Genomic DNA, 22,490 nt, shown 5'->3' on the forward strand with positions numbered 1-22,490 from the left:
CGGTTCGGGACAACGGGCCCCCCGGCGGCCCGGTGTCCGAGGGTGGTGCCGCTACGAGAGCGGTGCCTCCAGCGCGTACCCGACACCGTGCACGGTGCGGATCCAGCTGGCGCCGATCTTGCGGCGCAGTGCCTTGACGTGGCTGTCGACGGTGCGGGTGCCGGACGCGTCCGTCCAGTCCCAGACCTCGGCCAGCAACTGCTCACGGGTGAGCACGGCGCGCGGCTGGGCGGCCAGGCAGGCGAGCAGGTCGAACTCGGTCGGCGTCAGGTGGACGTCGCCCGAGGCCAGCCGGACCCGGCGCTGCACATGGTCGATCTCCAGCTCGCCGAAGCGCAGGCTGCCCAGCGCGGGCGTCCGGGCGGCCTGCTGGGCGCGCTCGACGCGGCGCAGCAGCACATTGACCCGGGCGGCCAGTTCGCGCATGGAGAAGGGCTTGGTCATGTAGTCGTCGGCACCGACGCCGAGGCCGACCAGCAGGTCCGTCTCGTCGTCCCGCGCGGTGAGCATCAGGACCGGCACCGGGCGTTGGGCCTGGATCCGGCGGCACACTTCCAGGCCGTCGAAGCCGGGCAGCATGATGTCGAGGACGACGAGGTCCGGCTGCCAGGTGTGGAAGCCGTCGACGGCGCCGGGGCCGTCGTGGGCCACCGCCACCTTGAAGCCCTCCGCGCCCAACCGGGCCGCGATCGACTCGGCGATCGTGGGTTCGTCCTCCACCACCAGCACTCTGCGCTGGCTGCTCACCGTGCCGCCGGTGTTCTGGTTGTCCTGCTGAATTTCTGTCACGGTCACGCCACCGCCCCCAGGGCTGCGGGCCGGCCACCTGTGGGGATGGCGAAGGCTCCGCTTCGTAGTCTTGTTCCGTCGTGGACTGTGCCGGGTCCGCCGTCCCGTCGCGTGCGGGGGTGACGGCGAGGGCGTGGGCCGCTCTCCGTCTCCCGTACACCTCGCAGCGTACGGACCGCAGGTGATTCCCGGCAGGTGGACCGGACATTTCCGGCCCACGGACCGGTCGCTCGGACCGGCTTTCCGGCCCACCGGGAAGTGGGCACGGGCCGATACCTTACCCGGCGTTTTTTCACTCTGTAACGGTACGTATGCACATGAGTTGACACCAAGCCGCCGGTCAGGGCGGAAAGGGGCCCCGAAAGGGGTGGAAGGTCTGGACCAATGCGGGCCCGTTCGGACCCCGGATCCTCACGGCGTTCTCCCAGCGGACTCCCAGCTGTCGGACGTACCGTGACCACGACAAATTCGTGGGGGTGGGATTTCCGGAACGCGCCGGTACGTTGGACACGCGCGGGTGACGGCTGCGGGCGTTGGAGCGGAGGCGGCATGACGGATCGACAGGTGCCCGCCGGGTACGGCGGGCCGCCGTACGGGATGCTCCGGGCCGGTCTGCGGACCGGGGCGGTCGACTGGGTCCTGGCCCGGGTGCCGACCCTGCGCCGCAATCCCTTCGCCCTCGGCTACCTCGCCGTGGTCGGCGCCACCACGACTTTCGCCGGACTGGCCGACCCGGAGCTCGTGCTCCGGCTCCAGGAGGCCTCCAGTTCGGACGGGCACAATCTTCTGCAGCACCCGCTGCGCGCGCTGCTGTTCAGCGGCTTCTGGGTGGCCGGACCGGTCTGGATGCCCTATCTCTGGGCCTTCGCCTTCACCGTCGCGCCGCTGGAGCGCCGGGTCGGCCCCGGCCGGGCGGCCGTGGTCTTCGCGGCCGGGCACGTCGCCGCCACCCTGCTCTCCCAGGGTGTGGTCGTCGCCGCGGTGGAGACCGGGCGGATGGAGCCGGCCGCCATGGACCACCTCGACATCGGTGTCAGCTACGGCGTGCTCGCCAGCCTCGGCGCACTGGCCGGGCTGCTCCGGCCGGCGGGGCGCGTGGCCGTGCTCGCGCTGGCGGTGGCGCTGATCGCGGACCAGATCGCCACCGAGCGGGACCTCGTCACCGGGATCGGCCATCCGGCGGCGCTGCTGGCCGGGGTGGCGCTCTGGCGGTGGCTGCGCCGCTGGGACGGCCACCGGCCGCGCCGGGCCCCCCGCCGTGCCCCGCTCGGGGTGCCCGCCGAGCTGTCGTCCCGGCCGGCCTCCGCGTCCGCGTCCGCGGTCCGCCGGGCCGCTCCCGGGTCCGCGTGGCCGGGCCGCTCCTGAGGCCGTGCGGGTGGGGCCGCCTCCGGGCCCGCGCGGCCGGGGTCCGTCCGCCGGGACCGCTTCCCGGTCCGCATACCGGGCCTTTTTGACGGCCCCGCGCCGGCCCGCGCCGACCCCGTTCCGTTCGCTCACGGCGAACAGGTGGTGGGGAACATCCGGGGGCCGCCAAGCCTTAGTCAGGTCGACTCAAGTTCACTGACTGGGGAGAGATCATGGCATCGACGTCCACACCGCTCACCCTGCCCGTGCTGCCGCTCGACGACGAGGTCGTCCTGCCGGGCATGGTCGTCCCGCTGGACCTGAAGGACGCCGAGGTCCGCGCCGCCGTCGAGGCCGCGCGCGCCGCGGCCACCGGCGGTGCCGGGAAGCCCCAGGTGCTGCTGGTCCCGAGGGTGGACGGCTCCTACGCGGCGGCCGGCACCCTCGCCACCGTCGAGCAGGTCGGCCGGCTGGCGGACGGCGACCCGGCGGCACTGGTCCGCGCGGTGCGCCGGGTGCGGATCGGCGTCGGCACCACCGGGCCCGGCGCCGCGCTCTGGGTGGAGACCACGCCGTTCCGCGAGTCCTCCGTCGGCACCCCGGTGGCCGGCCGGGCCGCCGAGCTGGTCAAGGAGTACAAGTCGCTCTCCACCCAGTGGCTGCGGCGGCGCGGTGCCTGGCAGATCGTCGACCGGGTGGCCGCGATCGAGGGCGTCGGCGAGCTCGCCGACAACATCGGCTACGCGCCCTTCGCCACCGCCGAGCAGAAGCTCAAGGTGCTGCTGGAGGCCGACCAGGTCGCGCGACTGGAGTACGCGCTCGGCCTGCTCCGCGACCACCTCGCCGAGGAGGAGGTCAACGACACCATCCGCAAGGACGTCGAGGAGGGCGTCGCCAAGCAGCAGAAGGAGTTCCTGCTCCGCCGCCAGCTGGAGGCCGTCCGCAAGGAGCTGGCCGAGCTGAACGGCGACCCGGCCGACGAGGAGGACGACTACCGCACCCGGGTCGAGGCCGCCGACCTCCCGGAGAAGGTCCGCGAGGCCGCCCTCAAGGAGGTCGACAAGCTGGAGCGGGCCAGCGACCAGTCGCCCGAGGGCTCCTGGATCCGCACCTGGCTGGACACCGTGCTGGAGCTGCCCTGGAACGAGCGGACCGAGGACAGCTACGACATCGCCGGCGCCCGCGCGGTGCTGGACGCCGACCACGCCGGCCTGGCCGACGTCAAGGACCGCATCGTCGAGTACCTGGCCGTCCGCAAGCGCCGGGCCGAGCAGGCGCTCCTGGGGCAGCCCGACGCCCCGGACGAGGCCGTCGCCCCGAAGGGCGGCGGACGGCGGGCGGGCGGCGCGGTGCTCGCGCTGGTCGGCCCGCCCGGCGTCGGCAAGACCTCGCTCGGCGAGTCGGTGGCCCGCGCCATGGGCCGCACCTTCGTCCGGGTCTCGCTCGGCGGCGTCCGGGACGAGGCCGAGATCCGCGGCCACCGGCGCACCTACGTCGGCGCACTGCCCGGCCGGCTGGTCCGGGCGCTCAAGGAAGCCGGCTCGATGAACCCGGTCGTCCTGCTCGACGAGATCGACAAGGTCGGCTCCGACTACCGGGGCGACCCGGCCGCCGCCCTGCTGGAGGTGCTCGACCCGGCGCAGAACCACACCTTCCGGGACCACTACCTGGAGGTCGAGCTGGACCTCTCCGACGTGGTCTTCCTCGCCACCGCCAATGTGCTGGAGTCCATCCCCGAGCCGCTGCTCGACCGGATGGAGCTGGTCCGCCTGGACGGCTACACCGAGGACGAGAAGGTCGTCATCGCCCGCGACCACCTGCTCCCGCGCCAGCTGGAGCGGGCCGGGCTCAAGGACGAGGAGGTCGCGGTCGACGAGCCGGCGCTGCGGAAGCTGGCGGGCGAGTACACCCGCGAGGCCGGCGTCCGGAACCTCGAACGGGCGATCGCCCGGGTGCTGCGCAAGGTCGCCGCGCAGACCGAGCTGGGGGAGCGCGAGCTGCCCGCCGCGATCGGCGCGGAGCAGCTGCGCGCCCTGATCGGCCGGCCGCACCACGTGCCGGAGGCGGCCCAGGAGCCCGCCGAGCGCCGCACCGCGGTGCCCGGGGTGGCCACCGGCCTGGCGGTCACCGGGGCCGGCGGCGACGTCCTCTTCATCGAGGCCTCGCTCGCCGACGCCGAGACCGGCGGCACCGGGCTGACCCTGACCGGCCAGCTGGGCGACGTCATGAAGGAGTCCGCGCACATCGCGCTCTCCTACCTGCGCTCGCGCGGGGCCGAGCTGGAGCTGCCGGTCACCTCGCTGCGGGACCGGGGAGTGCACCTGCACATCCCGGCCGGCGCCGTCCCCAAGGACGGTCCGAGCGCCGGCATCACCATGACCACCGCGCTGGCCTCGCTGCTCTCCGGGCGCAAGGTGCGCGCCGATGTGGCGATGACCGGTGAGGTGTCGCTGACCGGGCGGGTGCTGCCGATCGGCGGGGTGAAGCAGAAGCTGCTCGCCGCCGACCGGGCCGGGGTCACCACGGTGATCATCCCCCGGCGCAACGAGGCCGATCTGGACGACGTCCCGGCCGAGGTGCTGGAGCGGCTCACCGTGCACCCGGTGGCCGACGTCCGGGAGGTGCTGCGGCTGGCCCTGGAGCCGGCCGAGGTGCTGGCCGCGGTCGCCTGACCCCGGGCCGGGTCCGGCCCGGCAGGCCCCGCCCGGAGCCCGTCCCGCCCGGTTCGCCGGACGGGACGGGCTCCGTGCGCCGTGCCAGACTGCGAAGATGCCGTCCCTCACCCAGCGCGCCCTGGCCCGGGTACCGGGCCGGGTGCGACCGGCCCTGGTCCGGCACCGGCGGCTGGTGAAGTTCCTGCTGGTCGGCAGCGGCTGCTTCGCCCTGACGGTGCTGATCAACTACGCGCTGCGGCTGACCGTCATGCCGCACATGCCGGTGCTGGCGCTGACCGTGGCGACCGTGGTCGGCACCGTCCTCTCCTACCTGCTCAACCGGCGGTGGTCCTTCCGCTCCTCCTGGCGCCGGCGCGAACCGCTGCTGTTCGTCCTGGTGAGCGCCGTCGCCGTGGCGGTGAACGACCTGCCGCTGATCGCCTCGCGCTACCTGCTGAACCTGCGCGAGCCCTGGGTCAGCCCGTTCACCCAGGAGCTGGCGGACTTCCTGAGCGGGATGGTGCTGGGCACCTTCGTGGCGATGCTGTTCCGCTTCTGGGCCATGCAGCGCTGGGTCTTCACCCGGGTGGAGCAGACCTGAGCCCGGGCGGGCCGGGCCGGGCCGGGGCGCCCCGGGGCGGGCCGGGGCACCCTGGGGCGGCTCGGCCTAGGCTCGGAAGGGCTCCTCGGTTCGTCAGGGCCGGGAGCCGCGGCCGGAGCGGGTGAGGATGATGCGTGAGACGGACGGCGCCCCGACCGGGCCCGCGAGCCAGCAGGGGATGCGCCGGGCCAACCTGGCGCTGGTGCTCGGTGTGATCGCCCGCGCCCCGCGCTCGCGCGCCGAGGTGGCCGCCGGGACCGGACTGACCAGGGCCGCGGTCTCCTCGCTCGCCGAGGAGCTGATCGGGGCCGGACTGGTGGTCGAGGAGGGCCCGGCCGCGCCCAGCGGCAAGGTCGGCCGCCCCGGCACCGCGCTCGGGCTCAACCCGGACGGCCCCGGCGGCCTCGGCGCCGAGATCGGGGTGGAGCACCTGGGCGCCTGCGTGGTCGACCTGCGCGGCGAGGTCCGCTCCTGGCAGCGCCAGGAGATCCGCAACCGGGGCCGGCGCCCCGCCGCCGTGATGGCCGACCTCGCCGAACTGGTCCGCCGGGCCGCCGCCGAGGCCGGACCGCGTCCGGCCGGGCTGGCCCTGGCCGTGCCCGGGCTGGTCGGGATCGACGGCGCCCTGCTCCAGCGGGCCGCCAACCTGGGCTGGGAGGAGGTGCCGCTCGCCGCCGAGCTGCGGCTCGCGCTGCGCGCCGCCGGTGCCGGGGAGCTGGCCGAGCTGCCGCTGCGGGCAGACAACGAGGCCAACCTCGGCGGGCTCGCCGAACGCTGGCTCGGCGGGGGACCGGCCGACTTCCTGCACGTCTCCGCCGAGGCCGGGATCGGCTCGGCGATCGTCGTCGAGGGCCGGCTGCTGCGCGGTGCGCGCGGCTTCGCGGGCGAGCTCGGGCACGTCCCGGTGCGGCCGGACGGTCCGCGCTGCGCCTGCGGGGCGCACGGCTGCCTGGAGCAGTACGCGGGGGAGGCGGCGGTGCTGCGCGCGGCCGGGCTGGAGGGCCTCCGGGGCGACTGGGTGGCGCTGCTCGCCGAGCGGGCCGAGGCCGGGGACGAGGAGGTGCGGCGGGCGCTCGCCGGGGCCGGCGCCGCGCTGGGGATCGCCTCGGCGGGCGCGGTCAACCTGCTGGACCCGGCGGAGGTGGTGCTGGGCGGCGGCTACGCGCAGCTGGCGCCCTGGCTGCTGCCCGCGATGCGGGGCGAGCTGGCCGCCCGGGTGACCGTCCGGCCCTGGGCGGACGAGCGGCTGACGGTCTCCCGGCTGGGCCGCCGCGGCCCCCTGCTGGGAGCCGCGGCGGGTGTGGTGCGGTCGGTGCTCGCCGATCCGGGCCGACTGGAGGCCTGAGGGCCAGGAGCTGTGGTCAGCCCTCGACCAGCTCGCGGCTGCGGTGCGAAGGCCGGCGCAGCACGGCGGCGAAGGTCACCGCGATCCCGGCCAGGGCCCAGGCGAGCAGCACGAGCAGCGGCCGGGTCAGCGCGGTGCCGTCGAAGTAGGCGATGGAGCGGGTCGCGTCGGTGCCCGCGCCGTTCGGGAACCAGGCCCCGATCGCCCGCCAGAACGGCGGCATCAGCGGCGGCGGGAAGACGCCGCCCGCGCTGGGGTTGCCGAGCACCACGAAGAGCAGCACCGCGACGCCGATGCCGATGATGTCGAACAGGCACTGCAGGGCCATGGTGAACGCGCCCACCGCGAAGACCACCAGCGCGCCGACGGCGGACAACGACCAGAACGGCCCGGGCAGCGCGTCCAGCACCGACTGGACGATGATCGCGCCGCCGATGCCGGCCGCGACCGAGTAGACCGCCAGCGTGCCGAGGCGGATCAGCGCCCGGTTGGTGTTGGCGGGCTTCGCCCCGGCGCTGACGCCGAGGATGGAGGCGACCAGGTAGCCGCCGACGCACCAGCCGATCACCAGGTAGAAGGAGGAGAGGCCGTTGGCGTCGCCCTTGGCGAGCGGCACCACGTCCTCGACCTTCACGGTGCGGCCCTGGGTCTTCTCCAGGCCGGTGACGATGCTCTCGGCGGCCCGGGCGGCGGACGGGCCGCGCGCGTTGGCGACCAGCAGCACGTCCTCGGTGGAGGCCGGGTTCACCACCAGCGCGGCGTAGACCTTCTGGTCCTTGATCTGCTCGGTGGCGGTCTCCGCGTCCGGCGCGGTGACGGCCTTGACGGCCTGGTCCGGGACCGACTCCAGGCCCTGGACGAACTTCGGGGCGACCTGCGGCGGGGCGACCACCGCGATCGACAGCTCGTGCGGGACGGGGTGGTGCAGGGCGCCCACGTACGAGGTGACGAAGCCGAGCTGGAGCAGCAGCACGCCGATGACCAGCATCGCGGCGCGCGGGGTGACCGCGCCCTTCAGCTCGGCGACGAAGCCCTTCCGCGGCTCCGGCGCCGATGCCCGCGCGGGTTCCTGCGTCGGTTCCTGGCCTGCCTGTTGCCCGGGGGCGGAGGTCATGCACATCTCCTTGTGTATCGGGGGAAACCGGATACTTAATAGCATGAACTAGTTTCCTCTGTGTTTCTCCCGCGCCGCAGCGGCCCGGGGCGGCTGCGGGATACTGGCGCGGTGAAGGTGCCGAACGAGGAGCGCGACGAGCAGCCCCTGCTGGCCGTGGAGCGCGAGGTCGGGGTGCTGTTCCGGCGCGGCCGGGCCCGGGTGGCGGAGCTGTCCCGGCGGGTGCATCCGCAGCTGGAGGGCATGGCGTACAGCCTGCTGGGCCATGTCGAGCAGGCCGGTCCGGTGCGGGTGACCGATGTCGGCGTGCACTTCGCGGTCGGCAAGGCGACCATCAGCCGGCAGATCCGGGCGCTGGAGGAGCTGGGCCTGCTGGCCCGGGAGGCGGACCCGCTGGACCGGCGTTCGGCGCTGGTGTCGCTCACCGAGGACGGCCGGCGGCGGTTCCTGGCGGCCCGGGACGCGCGGATGGACCGGGTGCGGGAGCTGATGGCCGGCTGGTCGGAGGAGGACGTGGTCCGCTTCGCCGAGTTGCTGCACCGCTTCAACGATGTGGTGGGCGAGGCGGCCGTGCCGAGCTCCTGAGTGCCGGAGCGGTCCTTCGGGAGCCCGGGCCGTGGGTCGGTCCGGGCTTTACTTGTTCTTGAAGAATGTTGCCCAAGTCAACCATCTAGTCCTATGGTTGCGTCAGGCAACTATCCCGAAGGACCTTGATGACCGCCACCGCCACCCCGACTGCCTCGACCGGAGCCGCCGCCGCCACCGACCAACCGATGACGCACCGGCAGGTGATGGAGGCGCTCTCCGGCCTGCTGCTCGGCCTCTTCGTCGCCGTGCTCTCGTCGACCGTCGTCTCCAACGCGCTCCCCCGGATCCTCACCGACCTGCACGGCGGACAGTCCGCCTACACCTGGGTGATCACCGCGACCCTGCTCACCCTCACCGCCTCCACGCCGATCTGGGGCAAGCTCTCCGACCTCGCCAGCAAGAAGCTGCTGCTGCAGATCGCGCTGGTCATCTACATCGCCTCCTCCGCGCTGGCCGGCTTCTCCCAGAACACCGGCCAGCTGATCGCCTGCCGCGCCCTCCAGGGCATCGGCGCCGGCGGCGTCACCGCGCTCGCCCAGATCTGCCTGGCCGCGATGGTCCCGCCGCGCGAGCGCGGCCGGTACAGCGGCTACTTCGGCGCCGTCTTCGCCCTCGCCACCATCGGCGGCCCGCTGATCGGCGGCGTCATCGTGGACACCTCCTGGCTCGGCTGGCGCTGGTGCTTCTACGTCGGGATCCCGTTCGCGCTGGCCGCCATCCTGGTGCTGCAGCGGACCCTGAAGCTGCCGGTGGTCCGGCGCAAGGTGCGGATCGACTACCTCGGCGCGCTGGTGATCACCGGCGCGGTCAGCCTGCTGATGATCTGGATCACCCTGGCCGGCAAGAACTACGCCTGGCTGTCCTGGCAGACCGCGGCCATGGTCGGCGGCGGACTGCTGCTCGGCGCCCTCGCCGTCGTGGTCGAGCGCCGCGCCGCCGAGCCGATCATCCCGCCGCACCTGTTCCGGCACCGGACGGTCACCCTGTCCGCGCTGGCCAGCGTCCTGGTCGGGATCGGGATGTACGGCGCCACCACGTTCCTCAGCCAGTACTTCCAGCTCGCCCGGGACAAGTCCCCGACGGTGGCCGGCCTGATGACCCTGCCGATGATCCTCGGACTGGCCGTCTCGTCCACCGTGGCCGGCCGGCTGATCACCAAGTACGGCAAGTGGAAGGCCTACCTGGTCGCCGGCACCCTGCTGCTCGCCGTCGGCTTCGCCCTGCTCGGCACCGCCCGGGCCGACACGGCCTACGGCCTGCTCTCGGTCTACATGGCGATCACCGGTGTCGGCCTCGGTCTCACCATGCAGAACCTCGTCCTCGCGGTGCAGAACACCGTGCCGCGCGCCGAGCTCGGCGCGGCCAGCTCGGTGGTCACCTTCTTCCGCACCATGGGCGGCGCGATGGGCGTCTCCGCGCTCGGCGCGCTGATGAACAACCGGGTCGGCCACTACCTCGCCGAGAACCTGGCCGCCGCGCACGTGCCGGCCTCCGGCGGCGCGCTCGGTGGGGGCATCCCCGACCTGCACAAGCTGCCCGCGCCGCTGGTGCCGCTGGTCACCGACGCCTTCGGGCACGGGGTCGGGGTGGTGTTCCTGGTCGCGGCGCCGTTCGCGCTGCTGGCCTTCGTGACGGTGCTGTTCATCCGGGAGACGGTGCTGCGGACCGCTCAGGACTGATGCGCCCGGGCTGGTCCGCTCGGGACTGGTCCGGCCGGACGCCCGCCCGCTTGCCGGGCTGGCGTTCGGCGTTGGAAGCCCCGTGCGGTCGTGCGGCGCCCGGGTCGTGCGCGGCGCCCGGGCGGGCGCCCGGGACGGGTGCGGGAACGGCCCCCCGGCGTGCGGGTCCGGGGCCTGCGCGGGTCGGCATGCATGCGGGCGGGCGGGCGGGCGGACGTTCGGGCCGGGCCGGGAACGGGAGCGGAGGGGCAGGGCCGTCCGGCGGCTGTCGGGTCCGGCCGGGGCAGGTACGGAGAACGGCCGGAGGGCCGGGAGTGGTGGTCCACTCCCGGCCCTCCGGCCGTTCGGTGCTGCGTGGCTCCTGCGCCGCGGGGCTACTTGCCCGCGATCAGCGACAGCCCGTAGAGGACGGCCGCGCCGCAGACGGCGAAGCAGGTGTAGGCGCCGGCCAGGGCCAGCTTGCCGCCGTTCGCCGGGGCGCCCGGTCCGGCCGCCTCGCGCTGCGCGGTGAGCGAGGCCTCGCGGCGGGACAGGGCCAGGATGCCGAGCGCGAAGACGGCGACGACGGCGACGGTGATGCCGAAGCTGACACCTGCGGTCTGGGCCAGGGCGTTCCACTTGATGTGCATGGTGTTTCGAGCTCCTCAGCCGGCGGCGGTCAGGCCGCGACCGTGGTCGAGGCGGGGGTCGGGGTGGCGGACGCGGCCGGGCCGACCTCGACCGGGGTGACGTCGGTGACGTCGTCGGCGGTGACGTTGTCCGCCCCGACCGGCTGGCGGCGGGAGATGACCCACATCGCGCCCGAGCCGGCCACCAGGGCGACGCCGACCAGCGCCACGCCCCAGTTGCCCTGCTCGGCCAGGAAGGCCGCGAGTCCGCCCACGGTGGCGGCGGCGGGCAGGGTCAGGCCCCAGGTGTAGACCATGCGGCGGACCAGGCCCCAGCGCAGCTCGGCCTTCGGGCCGCCGAGACCGGCGCCCATGATGCCGCCGGAGCAGACCTGGGTGGTGGAGAGGCCGAAGCCCATGTGCGAGGAGGTCAGGATGACCGTCGCGGCGGCCGACTCGGAGGCGAAGCCCTGGCGCGGGGTGATGTCCGCGAGGCCCTTGCCCATCGAGCGGATGATCCGCCAGCCGCCCATGTAGGTGCCGACCGCGATCGCGGCGCCGGCCGAGACGATGACCCAGGTGGGGGGCAGCGCGCCCTTCGGCAGGGCGCCGACCGAGACCAGGGTCAGGGTGATGATGCCCATCGTCTTCTGGGCGTCGTTGGTGCCGTGCGCCAGCGAGATCAGCGAGGAGGAGAAGATCTGGCCGGTGCGGAAGCCCTTGCCGACGGTCTCGCCCTTGGCCTTGCGGGTGATCGCGAAGGCGAGCTTGGTGGCGCCCCAGGCGGCCAGGCCGGCCACCAGCGGGGAGGCGACGGCCGGGATGAGGATCTTGCTGACGACGGTGTCGAAGTTGACCCCGTTGACGCCGACGCCGACCACGGTGGCGCCGATCAGGCCGCCGTAGAGCGCGTGCGAGGAACTCGACGGCAGACCGCGCAGCCAGGTCAGCAGGTTCCAGAGGATCGCGCCGGCCAGTGCGGCGAAGATGATCTCCGGATGGATGCCGGCCTTCTCGTTGACGATGCCGCCCGAGATGGTGGTGGCGACCTTCACGGAGAGGAACGCACCCGCGAAGTTGAGGACGGCCGCGATGGTGACCGCGACCTTCGGCCTGAGGGCTCCCGTGGCGATGGAGGTGGCCATCGCGTTGGCGGTGTCGTGGAACCCGTTGGTGAAGTCGAAGGCGAGCGCCGTGATGATCACAACGGCCACCAGGAACGAGATGTGTTCCATACCCAAACAATCGTCGTAGTTGTCGCACAGACGTTGGCGTTGTTCGCGACGGTAGGGATCCTGGATGAACGGAAGGTGAACAGGCATCGGAATCGTAGTTCCGATGGTGACTTGGGGGTGGCCGGGACCTTTCCAGGGGGTGCTGCCCACCGTGCTGAGCTGGACATTAGTGGAGATCTGCCCCGGTTCGCCCGTTTTGCTGAGAGCTGCCTCACACCGGGGGCGAAAAATTCATCGAGCCGTACGGGTGCGGTCTGTTTCCCGTGAGTAACCCATGGCAGGATCTGCGGAGGTCCGGCGACCCCGGAGCGTGGGCTTAGGGGAGGACGGGACCTATGGGCGGCGGGGTACGAGGAACGGAACGGACGGACGGACGACGGGCGGGCAACCGCGGCGGCGGACGGCCGGCCTGGGTGCGGGCCGCACTGCGCTGCGGGGCCGTGCTCGCGGCCGCCGCGCTGGCGCTGCCGCTGGCCGCCGGCGCGGCCTGGGCCGACCCGGCCCAGCCCACCCCCGGAGCCACCGCGCCCGGCGCGCCCGTGAACGACCCCAACGGTGACCCGCTCGCCGCCGCCAAGGCCACCCTCGGCCCGCTGCTGGAGCAGCTGCAGTCCCTCTACCAGGGCGCCGAGGCCGCCACCGAGCAGTACAACGCGGCCGTCGCCAAGGTCACCGAGCAGCAGGCCTCGCTCGCCGAGCTCAAGTCCAAGGTGGACCGCCAGGAGAAGCAGGTCGACGCCGGCACCGACCTCGCCGCGCAGCTCGCCGCCGCCCAGTACCGCAACGGCTCCGCGTCCGCCTACGCCGAGCTGCTGCTCTCCAAGGACCCGTACGAGGCCGTCACCATCGCCGAGCTGCTCGCCACCGCCAGCCGCTCGCAGAACGAGTTCCTCGCCAAGCTGACCTCCGACCGCGACGCGCTGGGCGTGCTGCAGAAGCAGAACGAGGAGGCGCTCAGCACCTCGCAGACCCTGGTCGGCCAGCAGGACGCCGCCAAGGCCAAGGTCGCCGCCGACCTCGCCGCCGTCGAGCAGCTGGTCTCCTCGCTCACCGGGGCGCAGCGCGCCGAGCTGGAGCAGGTCGAGAAGGCCAAGGCCGACGAGGCCCAGCTTGCCCTGCTCGCCTCCGGGGTGCTCGGTCAGGGCGAGCGCACGCCGTCGCTGGCCGGGCGGGCCGCCGTCGCCTTCGCGCTGGCCCAGCTGGGCAAGCCGTACGTGTGGGGCGGCGCCGGTCCGGACGTCTTCGACTGCTCCGGGCTCACCTCGCAGGCCTGGCTGCACGCCGGCAAGCCGATCCCGCGCACCAGCCAGGAGCAGTGGGCGCAGCTCCAGCACATCCCGCTGAACCAGATGCGGCCCGGCGACCTCGTCATCTATTTCGAGGGCGCCACGCACGTCGCGATGTACATCGGCGGCGGGCTGGTCGTGCACGCGCCGCGGCCGGGTTCGTACGTCAAGGTCGGGCCGATCGGGGCGAACCCGGTCCTCGGCGCCGTCCGGCCGGACCCGAGCGGTGCCGCCGACGAGGCGGGCGGCTCCTGGAAGGTGCCGGACCTGCCGGCCGGCTGGGACGCGGTCACCCCGATCGCGTCCAGCCCGCTGAACCAGCCGCCGGTTCCCGAGGGCACCGTGGTGCCGCCGGTCGTGCCCGCCCTCCCGGGGACGCCGACCCCGCCGGTCACCACCCCGGGCACGCCGGTCACCCCGGGCACGCCCGACCCGACCAACCCGGGTACCTCGACGGGGACACCGACCGGGACGCCGACGGGCACCCCGACGGGGACGCCGACCGGGGTCCCGACCGACCCGGGCACCGGCACCCCGACGGGAACGCCGACCGGGACGCCCACCGGGACGCCTACGGGCACCCCGACGGGGACGCCGACCGGGACGCCCACCGGCACCCCGACGGGAACGCCGACCGGTACCCCGACCGGGACGCCCACCGAGACGCCGACGGGCACCCCGACCGGCACCGGCTCGCCCACGGCCTCCGGCTCCGCCGCGGCGACCGCCTCCGGCACCGCGTCGGCCACGGCCTCCGGCACCAGCACGGGCACCCTCCCGCCGAACCAGCACTGACACCCAGCACGGACCACGGCCGAGGCCGGGCTTCGAGAGACCCTCTCGGAGCCCGGCCTCCGTTGTTGTCAGGGGGCAGCCGTTCCGACTTCCCACTCCACCTCACCCGACCTGGGCCAGCCGCTCGCCGACGCCGTTCCTCCTGGTGATGAGCAGGCGGAGCAGGAAGTCGACACGGCTGACTTCCTGCTCCCGGGAGCCACCGGGGCCGAGCCGTGCCGCCGGGGGAGTGGGAAGTCGGAGCGGCCGACTTCCCACTCCACATCACCTGATCTCAGCTGGGCTGCCCCTCGCTCGGCGTGAGCGAGGGGCAGCCCAGCTGAGGTCGAAGGCCAGGCGGAGCAGGGAGTCGATGAGGCTGACTTTCTGCGCCTGGGTTCTTCTTCGGTGGCTCCCTTGCGAGAGGCAAGGGAGCCACCGCAACCGAGCCACTCCACATCACCCGACCGCAGCTGGCCGGCCCTTCACCCGGCCCGAGCGGGAGTGGGCGCTCAGGTCGAAGACGGGGCGGAGTGGAAAGTCGACGAGACCGACTTCCTGGTTCTGGGCCTTTCTTCGGTGGCGCCCTTGCTGCTCGCAAGGGAGCTACCGCAAGCGAGCCGCTCCACTTCACCCGACCTCGGTCGGTTGTCTCTCGCTCGGCCCGAGCGAGGGGTAGTTGCTCATGCCGGGGCCGGCCGGAGCAGGAAGTCGGCGGGGCCGACTTCCTGCGTCCGAGTCTTCTTCCGGTGGCTCCGTGCGCCGCGCAAGGAGCCACCGGAGCAGGGCGAGGGCTCTTGTCGGGCTTCGGGGAGGGCCATGAGAAGTCCTCCAAGCCCTGGGGACGGAGTGGGAAGTCGGCCCCCTCGACTTCCCACTCCGTCTTCGGGGCTGTCCGGCTTGGTCGGGTGCGTGTCCGGGCGAGCTTGCTACCTCCTCTTCTGGTGGCCCCCTTGCACGGCAAGGGGGCCACCGGAACACCGCTGTCCGCAGGCAGCCGTTCGCCGACGCCGTTCCTTCCGGCGAGGTCGGAGGTCAACGGGAGTGGGAAGTCGATGCCGCCGACTTCCCACTCCGGGGGCCTTCTTCGGTGGCTCCCCTGCTGTTCGCGAGGGAGCCACCGGGATTGAGCCGCGCCGCACGGGAACTGGGAAGTCGGACTGGTCGACTTCCCACTCCACATCACCCGACCTCGGCCGGCTGCCTCTCGCCCGGCCCGAGCGAGAGGCAGCTGCTTGAGGCGAGGGCCGGGCGGAGTAGGAAGTCGGCGGGGCTGACTTCCTACTCCGCCACGGTGGCCTCCTTGCGCGGCAAGGGGGCCACCGGAACGCCGTTGCCCGTGGGCAGCTGTTCGCTGACGCTGTTCCTTCGGGTGGGGCCGGAGGTCAGCGGGAGTGGGGAGTCGATGCCGCCGACTTCCCACTCCGGGGGCCTTCTTCGGTGGCTCTCTTGCTGCTCGCACGGGAGCTGCCGGAACTGGGCGGTGCTGTTGGTGGAGTGGGAAGTCGGTGGTCCGACTTCCCACTCCGGGGAGGGCTACTGGGGTATGCGACTGTCGGTCTGGTGGGCGGTCCAGGTGTGTTCGGTGGTGCCGTCGGGGAGGGTGTGGGTTTCCCAGTGGCCGTGGCGGGTGATCGGTGGCGGGGGCGGGCCGATCTTGAGGGCGGTGACGACGCCGGTGATCACGGTGGCGATGGCGAGGGCGAGGAGGACGGCGAAGGCGGCGCCGACGAGGAAACGGCTCATCCCGGGGCCGTCTCGCGGAGCAGGGTGAGGAGGTTGAGGAGGGTGGAGACGGGGGCGTCGCCGAAGTCGACGAGGAGGCGGCCGTCGATGGTGGGGTCCGAGACGGCGATGGAGCCCCAGCGCAGGCCGAGGGGTCTGCCGCGCTCGTGGAGTTCGAGGAGGAGGGCCGTGACCTCGGGTTCCGTGTAGGTGCGCAGGTAGGGGTCGTGGGGGTCGACGGGGGCGTTCACGCGGCGAAGTCCAGTTCGAACCAGACGACCTTGCCGGTCTTGGTGGGGTCGACTCCGAGGCGGTCGGCGAGGGCGCGCACGAGGTGGAGGCCGCGTCCGGAGACGGCGTAGGGGTCGGCGGAGATGCGGGGTTCGGGGAGGTCGGGGCAGTCGTCGCAGACGGCGACGCGGAGGATGGTCGGCCGCAGGGAGACCAGGACGGCCGGGGCGGGGCAGCGGCCGTGCTGCCAGGCATTGACGAACAGTTCCTGGAAGGCGAGTTCGGCGTCGGCGATGGCGTCCGGCCGCCAGCCGGCGGTGTGGAGGACGGAGCGGAGTTCGGCCCGGACGGCGGAGCAGTCGGGCGGGTTGCAGGCACGCATGGCGAACCTCCAGGGGGAGGGGCAGGGAGGGAGGAAACGTCGACGGATGCGCCACCGTGAACGAGGCCGGGTCCGGACCCGGCTGCTCTGCGGTGCAAAAGGGCAGCATGCGCCTACTGCCCGTATGAACAGGCGTTACTGACGATCCGTCGGATCGCTGTGAGGTAGACCATAGCCCACTGCAGTATCTATTTTTTACGCTCGCGAGATATTCACCCGTGAGGGGTAACGGCGGCTGGAACATCGCACTCTGGTGGACCATCGCCCGAACGGCGCGGCACACTTGGCCCGACCGCGCCCCGGAAGGAAGCCATGCCTCCACGCCCGAACCCGACCATCCGTCAACGCAGGCTCGGAACGGAGCTGCGGAGGATGAGAGAGCAGGCAGGCCTCGGCGGATCCCAACTCGGCCGTGCCGTCGGAATGAGCCCTGCCCAGGTCACGCAAATGGAATCCGGGCGGATCGGCATCAGTGCAGAGCGGCTGAACACCATCGCTGCAGCCTGCAACTGCGCCAACCGGCCGCTGATCGACGCGCTTGCCAGCATCATCGGTGAACGTGGAAAGGGCTGGTGGGAGAACTATCGCGAGGTGCTGACGACGGACTTCCTGGAGGTGGCCGAGGTCGAGGCGCATGCTCAGGAGATCGCCATCTGCACCACCACCTACATCCCGGGGCTTCTGCAGACCGGTACCTATGCCTCCGCTGTCTTCACGCGAATCTATCCGCCGTTGTCCCGAACCGAGATCGACATCAGGACTGCCTTCCGGGTCCAGCGGCAGCAGATCGTCCGCTCCGGCAGGACGCCGTTGCGGACGTATGTCCATGAAGCAGCTCTGCGTATGCAGTTCGGGGGTCCGAGGGTTCTCGCCCAGCAGCTTGAGGCTCTGATTGAGGACTCCACTCAGCCGGGGATCTCTGTTCGGGTGGTGCCGTTCGCACTTGACACCTTCCCGGGATCCGGCGAGAACCTCACCTTCGCCAAGGGGCTGGTACCCGAGCTGGACACTGTTCAGATGGACGTGTCTCAGGGGACGATCTTCTTCGACTCCCCGGCAGATCTGGCTAAGCAGCGGATCATCTTTGACCGGCTGGACTCCACTGCGCTCTCCGAGGACGGATCGCGCGACTTTATCCGTTCCCTCATGAAGGAAATAGAGGCCAGCTATGCCTGACGCAATATGGCAGAAGTCCAGTTACAGCGCGGCGAACAACGAGTGCATCGAGGTCCGCGTAGGCGTTGGGGCGGTTGAACTGCGCGAGTCCGATGACCCCAGCGCCATGGTTCACGCGTCTCCCGCTACCTTCGCCGACCTCCTCGAGGCCATCAAGGCCGGCGATCTCGACCAGCCCGCGTGATCTCGTTGGCCCCTCGCTCGGCGCGAGCGAGGGGCCACCCACCTACATGCCGCCGTCCCTGACGGCTGAGGCAGGGCGGGCGGGGAGTGGGAAGTCGACCCTGCCGACTTCCCACTGCCCGCTCCGCGAGTGCACGAAGTCGGTGGTTCCGACTTCCTGGGCCAGGCTGCTGCCTCTCGCTCGGGCCGAGCGAGAGGCAGCGGGACCCGGGCGCCCCGACGTGGGCAGAGCTGTAGTGGGAAGTCGGCCGAACCGACTTCCTGCCGAGTGATGCGCCACTGGGCGCTGTTCGGCCGATCGGGAGCTAAATGACCGCGGCGTACAGAAGCAGGGCGGAGAAGCCGGCCAGGAACAACGTGAGGCAGCCGTACAGCCACGGGTTGGCGGGCCCGTCGAAGTCGGGGATGACGATCAGTTCGGGTCGGCGGGGGTGGTAGGCGACCTCGACCTGTTCGCCCGGGCTGAGCGGGCTGAAGCCTGGCATCCCGGTGGCACTCTCCGCCAACACCGTCCGGCCGTCCGGAAGGGTGAAGCGGACCACCGGGTGGTGCTGGAGGGCTCCGTCTCCATCGGTGTCGGTTCGGATGTGGTCGACCTCGCCGACGGTGCGCACACCGTGATTCCGTATTCGGTACACCCGGCCGGTCTCCCGTGCGCCGTAGCAAGCACCGAGGCCGAGCAGGCAGCCGAAGGCGCCAGCCACAACGTTCATGGACCGGAGTCTAGGGTCCACGACTCGACTGATCGGCCGGACAAAGGCATAGGAGATGACAGGGGAGTCTGGGGTGGTCGGCCGTGGCCGGGGGTTAGTGCGTGGAGGTCCGTGTTCGCGGTGAGGTGGTGGAACTGCGGGAGTCCGATGAGCCCGGAACGATCCTCGGCGCGGATCCTGCGGCCTTCCCCAGCCTGCTCGAATCGATCAAGGCCGGCGGATGCGACCAGCCCGCGTGATCTCGCTGGCCCCTCGCTCGGTCCGAGCGAGGGGCCAGCCGTCAACTGGCCGCTGTTCCTCCGGGCGAGGGCAAGAGGCGGACTGGGAAGTCGGCCTGGCCGACTTCCTCTGGGCGGGAGTCGGTCGGGGCGCCTGCGGGTTGAACTGCTGCGGCTTCGCCCGGGGGTTGACCAGGGGAAGTGTCGGGCGGGATCGTCGTGCGCACGGTGGTCCCGCAGGAGAGGCTGGTCGTGTCGACCTCACCCGTTGTTCCCGGTGGTTGGCTCTCGGAGTTCGGCCGGGAGGCGTTCCGGCTGGAGATCCTCGGCGAACACGGCTCGGCCTGGCCGGACGAGTACCGCACCGGCACCTGGTCCAGAGTGGTGATGGCGGCCCGGCGGGCCGGAAAGCGCATGTACCGCGTTCACCTGCTGACGCGCCCGCTCGGTCCGTGCGTCGAGGCTGACCTCGAATGGGGATCGAACCGGCACATGGCCGCCGGTGAGGAGTACTACGTCCTGGACGTCACCGAGCAGGAGAACCCGATCGCGCAGGCGCCGGAGTTCTGGTTGTTCGACGACGAGACCGTGGCGGCGCCGCGTTACGGCGCCGACGGCGAGTACCTCGGCGTCGACTTCCCCGACGGCGGCCGGGTGGCAGAGTTCAGGGCCTACCGTGACACCGCGATGGCGCATGCGGTGCCCTTCGCGGAATGGTGGGCCAAGTACGGCACGTGAACCCGGCCTGGGACTTCCCGGTTGTGCCTCGCTCGGACCCGAGCGAGGCACAACCAGGAGAGTGCAGAGCTGTACGTGTTCGAGTACGTGCTGGCACAGGAAGTCGGACGGGCCGACTTCCTACGCCGGAGCCACGGCCTCCAACTCCTCCACCGTCCCGGACATGATCGTCCGCACATGGGCGGTGATGTGCTCAGCAGGCCAGTCCCACCAGGCCACGGCCACCAGGCGGGCGACGTCGCCCTCCTCGTACCTCCGGCGGATCACCCGGGCCGGGTTGCCGCCGACAACCGCGTAGTCCGGGACGTCCGCCGTGACCACCGAGCCCGTCGCCACGATCGCGCCGTGGCCGATGCGCACGCCCGGCATCACCGTCACACCGTTGCCGAACCAGACATCGCTGCCCACCACCGTGTCGCCACGGTTCGGGAGGCCGGTGAGCAGGTCGAAGTGATCGGCCCACGCGCCGCCCATGATCGGGAACGGGAAGGTCGACGGGCCGTCCGTCCGGTGGTTGGCGCCGTTCATGATGAACCTGACGCCGGTGCCCAGGGCGCAGTACTTGCCGATGACCAACCGCTCCGGGCCGTAGTGGTACAGCACGTTCCGCGTCTCGAACGCCGTCGGGTCGTCCGGGTCGTCGTAGTAGGTGAACTCGCCGACCTCGATCAGCGGCGAGGTCACCAGCGGCCGGAGCAGCACCACGCGGGGCTGCTCCGGCATCGGGTGAAGGACCGTCGGGTCAGGGCCGGAGGGATCAGGCACCGGCGCCGCTGTCCGGCTCGAAGCGGATCACGACGGCCTTCGACGTCGGGGTGTTGCTGACGTCCGCCGTGGAGTCCAGCGGCACCAGCACGTTCGTCTCCGGGTAGTACGCGGCCGCTCCGCCCCGCGCCACCGGGTAGTGGACGACGCGGAAGTGCGGGGCGCGGCGCTCCACGCCGTCCTTCCACTCGCTCACCAGGTCCACGTACTGCCCGTCGGACAGGCCGAACTCCTCCGCGTCCGCCGGGTTGACGAGCACCACCCGGCGCCCGCCCGTGATGCCGCGGTAGCGGTCGTCGAGGCCGTAGATGGTGGTGTTGTACTGGTCGTGCGAGCGCAGCGTCTGCAGCAGCAGCCGGCCCTCCGGCACCTCGGGGGCGGTGAGCGGGTTGACCGTGAAGTTGGCCTTGCCGGTCGCCGTCGGGAAGGTGCGGGTGTCGCGCGGGCCGTGCGGGAGGGTGAAGCCGCCCGGGCGGCGGACCTTGTCGTTGAAGTCCTGGAAGCCGGGGACGACCCGGGCGATCCGGTCGCGCAGGGTGTCGTAGTCGTCCGCGAAGTCCTCCCACGGCACGGTGTCCTGCGGGCCGAGGGCGGCGCGGGCGAGGCGGCAGACGATGGCGACCTCGGAGAGCAGCCCCGGGGCCGGCGGGCGCAGGCCGCCGCGCGAGGAGTGGACCTGGCCCATGGAGTCCTCGACGCTGACGAACTGGGCGCCGCGTGCGGTGACGTCCCGGTCGGTGCGGCCGAGGGTGGGCAGGATCAGCGCGCGGGCGCCGGTGATCACGTGCGAGCGGTTGAGCTTGGTGGAGACGTGCACGGTCAGCCGGCAGCGGCGCATCGCCGCCTCGGTGACCTCGGTGTCCGGGGTGGCGGCGACGAAGTTGCCGCCCATCGCGAAGAAGACGCCGATCCGGCCGTCCCGCATGGCCCGGATGGTGTCGACCGAGTCGAAGCCGTGCTCGCGCGGCGGTTCGAAGGAGAACTCGCGGCCGAGGGCGTCCAGGAAGGCCGCGGAGGGCCGTTCGAAGATGCCCATCGTCCGGTCGCCCTGGACGTTGCTGTGGCCGCGCACCGGGCAGACGCCGGCGCCGGGGCGGCCCACGTTGCCGCGCAGCAGCAGGAAGTTGACCACCTCGCGGATGGTCGGCACGGAGTGCTTGTGCTGGGTGAGGCCCATCGCCCAGCAGACGATGACCTTCTCCGAGGCGAGGACCATCCGGCCCAGCTCCTCGATCTGCTCCCACGGCAGGCCGGTGGCGGCGAGCACCTCCTCGCGGGAGGTGGTCCGGGCCTCGGCGGCGAACTCCTCGAAGCCGTGGCCGTGCTCGGCGACGAAGGCGTGGTCGACGGCGTCCTTCTCCAGGATCAGCTGGTTCAGGGCGCGGAACAGGGCGAGGTCGCCGCCGAGCCGGATCTGCAGGAAGAGGTCGGTCAGCTTGGTGCCGTGGCCGACCAGGCCGCGGGCCTGCTGCGGGTTCTTGAACCGCTCCAGCCCGGCCTCGGGCAGCGGGTTGACGCTGACGATGGTGGCGCCGGCGCGCTTGGCCCGCTCCAGGGCGGAGAGCATCCGGGGGTGGTTGGTGCCCGGGTTCTGGCCCGCGACGATGATCAGATCGGCCTGGTAGAGGTCCTTGAGGCTGACGCTGCCCTTGCCGACGCCCAGGGTCTCGGTCAGCGCCGAGCCGGAGGACTCGTGGCACATGTTGGAGCAGTCCGGCAGGTTGTTGGTGCCGAGCCGGCGGGCGAACAGCTGGTAGGCGAACGCGGCCTCGTTGCTGGTCCGGCCCGAGGTGTAGAACGCGGCGCCGTCCGGGGTGTCCAGGGCCCGCAGCTCCTCGGCGATCAGCGCGAAGGCGTCGTCCCAGGAGATCGGGGTGTAGTGGGTGGCGCCCTCGTCGAGGAGCATCGGCGCGGTGAGCCGGCCCTGCTGGCCGAGCCAGTAGCCGGAGCGCTCGGCCAGCTCGGCGACCGGGTGCGCGGCGAAGAACTCGGCGCGGATCCGGCGCTCGGTGGCCTCCTCCGCGACGGCCTTGGCGCCGTTCTCGCAGAACTCGGCGGTGTGCGTCTTGTCCGGCTCGGGCCAGGCGCAGCCGGGGCAGTCGAAGCCGTCGGGCTGGTTGACCTTGAGCAGGGTGCTGAGGGTGCGGCGGGCCCCCATCTGCTCGGCGGCCATCCGCAGGCTGTGGCCGACCGCGGGCAGCCCGGCGGCCGCGTGCTGGGGCGCGGACACCCGGGGGGCGTCCTGCGCCGGATCGCTCTGCGGGGCCTGCTTGGCCATGACTGCGCTCCTCGTCGTGCGTGCGGCCGACGCGTCGTCGCGGGGCCCGTTGCCATCCTCCCAC

General features: G+C 72.4%; 21 protein-coding genes. 11 read left to right on the forward strand and 10 right to left on the reverse strand.

The genetic code is table 11. The annotated features are described in order from the left end of the window. Positions 1 to 51: 51 nt before the first annotated feature. Complete coding sequence (locus ACW14Y_RS25690; RefSeq protein ID WP_093864899.1) at positions 52 to 789, reverse strand: response regulator transcription factor; 738 nt, start codon at positions 787 to 789, stop codon at positions 52 to 54. Positions 790 to 1,338: 549 nt separating this feature from the next. Between ACW14Y_RS25690 and ACW14Y_RS25695 the strand changes: the two genes are divergently transcribed. From ACW14Y_RS25695 to ACW14Y_RS25710, 4 genes are all read left to right on the forward strand, one after another. Then, complete coding sequence (locus ACW14Y_RS25695) at positions 1,339 to 2,154, forward strand: rhomboid-like protein (protein ID WP_380309986.1); 816 nt, start codon at positions 1,339 to 1,341, stop codon at positions 2,152 to 2,154. A 212-nt stretch (positions 2,155 to 2,366) separates the two neighbouring features. Beyond that, entirely contained in the window at positions 2,367 to 4,805 is a 2,439-nt protein-coding gene (gene lon, locus ACW14Y_RS25700) for an endopeptidase La (protein ID WP_380393939.1), read from the forward strand. 97 nt (positions 4,806 to 4,902) lie between these two features. Next, positions 4,903 to 5,388 carry a GtrA family protein gene (locus ACW14Y_RS25705; RefSeq protein WP_380309990.1) on the forward strand — a complete coding sequence of 162 codons (486 nt, stop codon included), beginning with the start codon at positions 4,903 to 4,905 and terminating at the stop codon, positions 5,386 to 5,388. A gap of 130 nt (positions 5,389 to 5,518) precedes the next feature. Then, the gene (locus ACW14Y_RS25710) at positions 5,519 to 6,733 is read left to right on the forward strand and encodes an ROK family transcriptional regulator (protein ID WP_380310004.1); all 1,215 of its coding nucleotides are present in this window, start codon (positions 5,519 to 5,521) and stop codon (positions 6,731 to 6,733) included. 16 nt (positions 6,734 to 6,749) lie between these two features. On the opposite strand, the gene ACW14Y_RS25715 is transcribed toward ACW14Y_RS25710, so the two are convergent. Further along, positions 6,750 to 7,847: an ABC transporter permease gene (locus ACW14Y_RS25715; protein WP_380436525.1), complete on the reverse strand. Its 1,098-nt coding sequence runs from the start codon at positions 7,845 to 7,847 to the stop codon at positions 6,750 to 6,752. A gap of 111 nt (positions 7,848 to 7,958) precedes the next feature. Here ACW14Y_RS25715 and ACW14Y_RS25720 point away from each other — a divergent pair, with 111 nt between their 5' ends. Further along, positions 7,959 to 8,432 carry a MarR family winged helix-turn-helix transcriptional regulator gene (locus ACW14Y_RS25720; RefSeq protein ID WP_456983613.1) on the forward strand — a complete coding sequence of 158 codons (474 nt, stop codon included), beginning with the start codon at positions 7,959 to 7,961 and terminating at the stop codon, positions 8,430 to 8,432. A gap of 128 nt (positions 8,433 to 8,560) precedes the next feature. After that, positions 8,561 to 10,114, forward strand: coding sequence for an MDR family MFS transporter (locus ACW14Y_RS25725; protein WP_380393947.1), 1,554 nt, complete (start codon positions 8,561 to 8,563; stop codon positions 10,112 to 10,114). A gap of 374 nt (positions 10,115 to 10,488) precedes the next feature. Here the strand turns inward: ACW14Y_RS25725 and ACW14Y_RS25730 are convergent, their stop codons facing one another. Then, positions 10,489 to 10,743 (reverse strand): hypothetical protein, encoded by a 255-nt coding sequence (locus ACW14Y_RS25730; protein WP_360014872.1) that lies wholly within the window; start codon positions 10,741 to 10,743, stop codon positions 10,489 to 10,491. A gap of 29 nt (positions 10,744 to 10,772) precedes the next feature. Continuing rightward, on the reverse strand, positions 10,773 to 11,957 hold the full coding sequence (locus ACW14Y_RS25735; protein ID WP_380309998.1) for an inorganic phosphate transporter: 1,185 nt from the start codon (positions 11,955 to 11,957) through the stop codon (positions 10,773 to 10,775). A 413-nt stretch (positions 11,958 to 12,370) separates the two neighbouring features. Between ACW14Y_RS25735 and ACW14Y_RS25740 the strand changes: the two genes are divergently transcribed. Beyond that, the gene (locus ACW14Y_RS25740) at positions 12,371 to 14,038 is read left to right on the forward strand and encodes an NlpC/P60 family protein (RefSeq protein ID WP_456983614.1); all 1,668 of its coding nucleotides are present in this window, start codon (positions 12,371 to 12,373) and stop codon (positions 14,036 to 14,038) included. A gap of 1,515 nt (positions 14,039 to 15,553) precedes the next feature. Here the strand turns inward: ACW14Y_RS25740 and ACW14Y_RS25745 are convergent. Genes ACW14Y_RS25745 through ACW14Y_RS25755 form a run of 3 tightly spaced genes read right to left on the reverse strand, consistent with a single transcriptional unit; the run spans position 15,554 to position 16,355 of the window. Further along, the gene (locus ACW14Y_RS25745) at positions 15,554 to 15,763 is read right to left on the reverse strand and encodes a hypothetical protein (RefSeq protein ID WP_456983615.1); all 210 of its coding nucleotides are present in this window, start codon (positions 15,761 to 15,763) and stop codon (positions 15,554 to 15,556) included. After that, positions 15,760 to 15,993 (reverse strand): hypothetical protein, encoded by a 234-nt coding sequence (locus tag ACW14Y_RS25750; protein ID WP_456983616.1) that lies wholly within the window; start codon positions 15,991 to 15,993, stop codon positions 15,760 to 15,762. The genes ACW14Y_RS25745 and ACW14Y_RS25750 overlap by 4 nt, the downstream gene beginning before the upstream one ends. Next, complete coding sequence (locus ACW14Y_RS25755; RefSeq protein ID WP_340631300.1) at positions 15,990 to 16,355, reverse strand: ATP-binding protein; 366 nt, start codon at positions 16,353 to 16,355, stop codon at positions 15,990 to 15,992. The genes ACW14Y_RS25750 and ACW14Y_RS25755 overlap by 4 nt, the downstream gene beginning before the upstream one ends. Before the next feature lie 312 nt (positions 16,356 to 16,667). Between ACW14Y_RS25755 and ACW14Y_RS25760 the strand changes: the two genes are divergently transcribed. Then, positions 16,668 to 17,531, forward strand: coding sequence for a helix-turn-helix domain-containing protein (locus ACW14Y_RS25760; protein WP_380436535.1), 864 nt, complete (start codon positions 16,668 to 16,670; stop codon positions 17,529 to 17,531). Further along, positions 17,524 to 17,715, forward strand: coding sequence for a DUF397 domain-containing protein (locus tag ACW14Y_RS25765; RefSeq protein WP_456983617.1), 192 nt, complete (start codon positions 17,524 to 17,526; stop codon positions 17,713 to 17,715). The genes ACW14Y_RS25760 and ACW14Y_RS25765 overlap by 8 nt, the downstream gene beginning before the upstream one ends. A 304-nt stretch (positions 17,716 to 18,019) precedes the next feature. Here the strand turns inward: ACW14Y_RS25765 and ACW14Y_RS25770 are convergent, their stop codons facing one another. Next, positions 18,020 to 18,427, reverse strand: coding sequence for a DUF3592 domain-containing protein (locus ACW14Y_RS25770; RefSeq protein ID WP_456983618.1), 408 nt, complete (start codon positions 18,425 to 18,427; stop codon positions 18,020 to 18,022). A 101-nt stretch (positions 18,428 to 18,528) separates the two neighbouring features. Here ACW14Y_RS25770 and ACW14Y_RS25775 point away from each other — a divergent pair, with 101 nt between their 5' ends. Together ACW14Y_RS25775 and ACW14Y_RS25780 are read left to right on the forward strand one after the other, a co-directional pair. Continuing rightward, positions 18,529 to 18,666, forward strand: a complete 138-nt coding sequence (locus ACW14Y_RS25775) for a hypothetical protein (RefSeq protein WP_456983619.1) — start codon at positions 18,529 to 18,531, stop codon at positions 18,664 to 18,666. A gap of 231 nt (positions 18,667 to 18,897) precedes the next feature. After that, a complete protein-coding gene (locus ACW14Y_RS25780; RefSeq protein ID WP_456983620.1) occupies positions 18,898 to 19,383 on the forward strand; it encodes a DUF6879 family protein in 486 nt (161 codons plus the stop codon). 120 nt (positions 19,384 to 19,503) lie between these two features. Here the strand turns inward: ACW14Y_RS25780 and ACW14Y_RS25785 are convergent, their stop codons facing one another. Together ACW14Y_RS25785 and ACW14Y_RS25790 are read right to left on the reverse strand one after the other, a co-directional pair. Next, entirely contained in the window at positions 19,504 to 20,106 is a 603-nt protein-coding gene (locus ACW14Y_RS25785; protein WP_380305639.1) for a CatB-related O-acetyltransferase, read from the reverse strand. 34 nt (positions 20,107 to 20,140) lie between these two features. Continuing rightward, on the reverse strand, positions 20,141 to 22,426 hold the full coding sequence (locus tag ACW14Y_RS25790) for an FdhF/YdeP family oxidoreductase (RefSeq protein WP_456983621.1): 2,286 nt from the start codon (positions 22,424 to 22,426) through the stop codon (positions 20,141 to 20,143). Positions 22,427 to 22,490 lie beyond the last annotated feature (64 nt).

The sequence above is a fragment of the Kitasatospora sp. cg17-2 genome (assembly GCF_054031055.1).

Coding starts and splice junctions, on each gene's coding strand:
- ACW14Y_RS25695 (WP_380309986.1), top strand. CDS start 1,339: ATGACGGATCGACAGGTGCCCGCCGGGTACGGCGGGCCGCCGTACGGG.
- ACW14Y_RS25730 (WP_360014872.1), bottom strand. CDS start 10,743: ATGCACATCAAGTGGAACGCCCTGGCCCAGACCGCAGGTGTCAGCTTC.
- ACW14Y_RS25760 (WP_380436535.1), top strand. CDS start 16,668: ATGCCTCCACGCCCGAACCCGACCATCCGTCAACGCAGGCTCGGAACG.
- ACW14Y_RS25790 (WP_456983621.1), bottom strand. CDS start 22,426: ATGGCCAAGCAGGCCCCGCAGAGCGATCCGGCGCAGGACGCCCCCCGG.
- lon (WP_380393939.1), top strand. CDS start 2,367: ATGGCATCGACGTCCACACCGCTCACCCTGCCCGTGCTGCCGCTCGAC.
- ACW14Y_RS25715 (WP_380436525.1), bottom strand. CDS start 7,847: ATGACCTCCGCCCCCGGGCAACAGGCAGGCCAGGAACCGACGCAGGAA.
- ACW14Y_RS25745 (WP_456983615.1), bottom strand. CDS start 15,763: ATGAGCCGTTTCCTCGTCGGCGCCGCCTTCGCCGTCCTCCTCGCCCTC.
- ACW14Y_RS25710 (WP_380310004.1), top strand. CDS start 5,519: ATGCGTGAGACGGACGGCGCCCCGACCGGGCCCGCGAGCCAGCAGGGG.
- ACW14Y_RS25785 (WP_380305639.1), bottom strand. CDS start 20,106: ATGCCGGAGCAGCCCCGCGTGGTGCTGCTCCGGCCGCTGGTGACCTCG.
- ACW14Y_RS25705 (WP_380309990.1), top strand. CDS start 4,903: ATGCCGTCCCTCACCCAGCGCGCCCTGGCCCGGGTACCGGGCCGGGTG.
- ACW14Y_RS25725 (WP_380393947.1), top strand. CDS start 8,561: ATGACCGCCACCGCCACCCCGACTGCCTCGACCGGAGCCGCCGCCGCC.
- ACW14Y_RS25755 (WP_340631300.1), bottom strand. CDS start 16,355: ATGCGTGCCTGCAACCCGCCCGACTGCTCCGCCGTCCGGGCCGAACTC.
- ACW14Y_RS25735 (WP_380309998.1), bottom strand. CDS start 11,957: ATGGAACACATCTCGTTCCTGGTGGCCGTTGTGATCATCACGGCGCTC.
- ACW14Y_RS25770 (WP_456983618.1), bottom strand. CDS start 18,427: ATGAACGTTGTGGCTGGCGCCTTCGGCTGCCTGCTCGGCCTCGGTGCT.
- ACW14Y_RS25765 (WP_456983617.1), top strand. CDS start 17,524: ATGCCTGACGCAATATGGCAGAAGTCCAGTTACAGCGCGGCGAACAAC.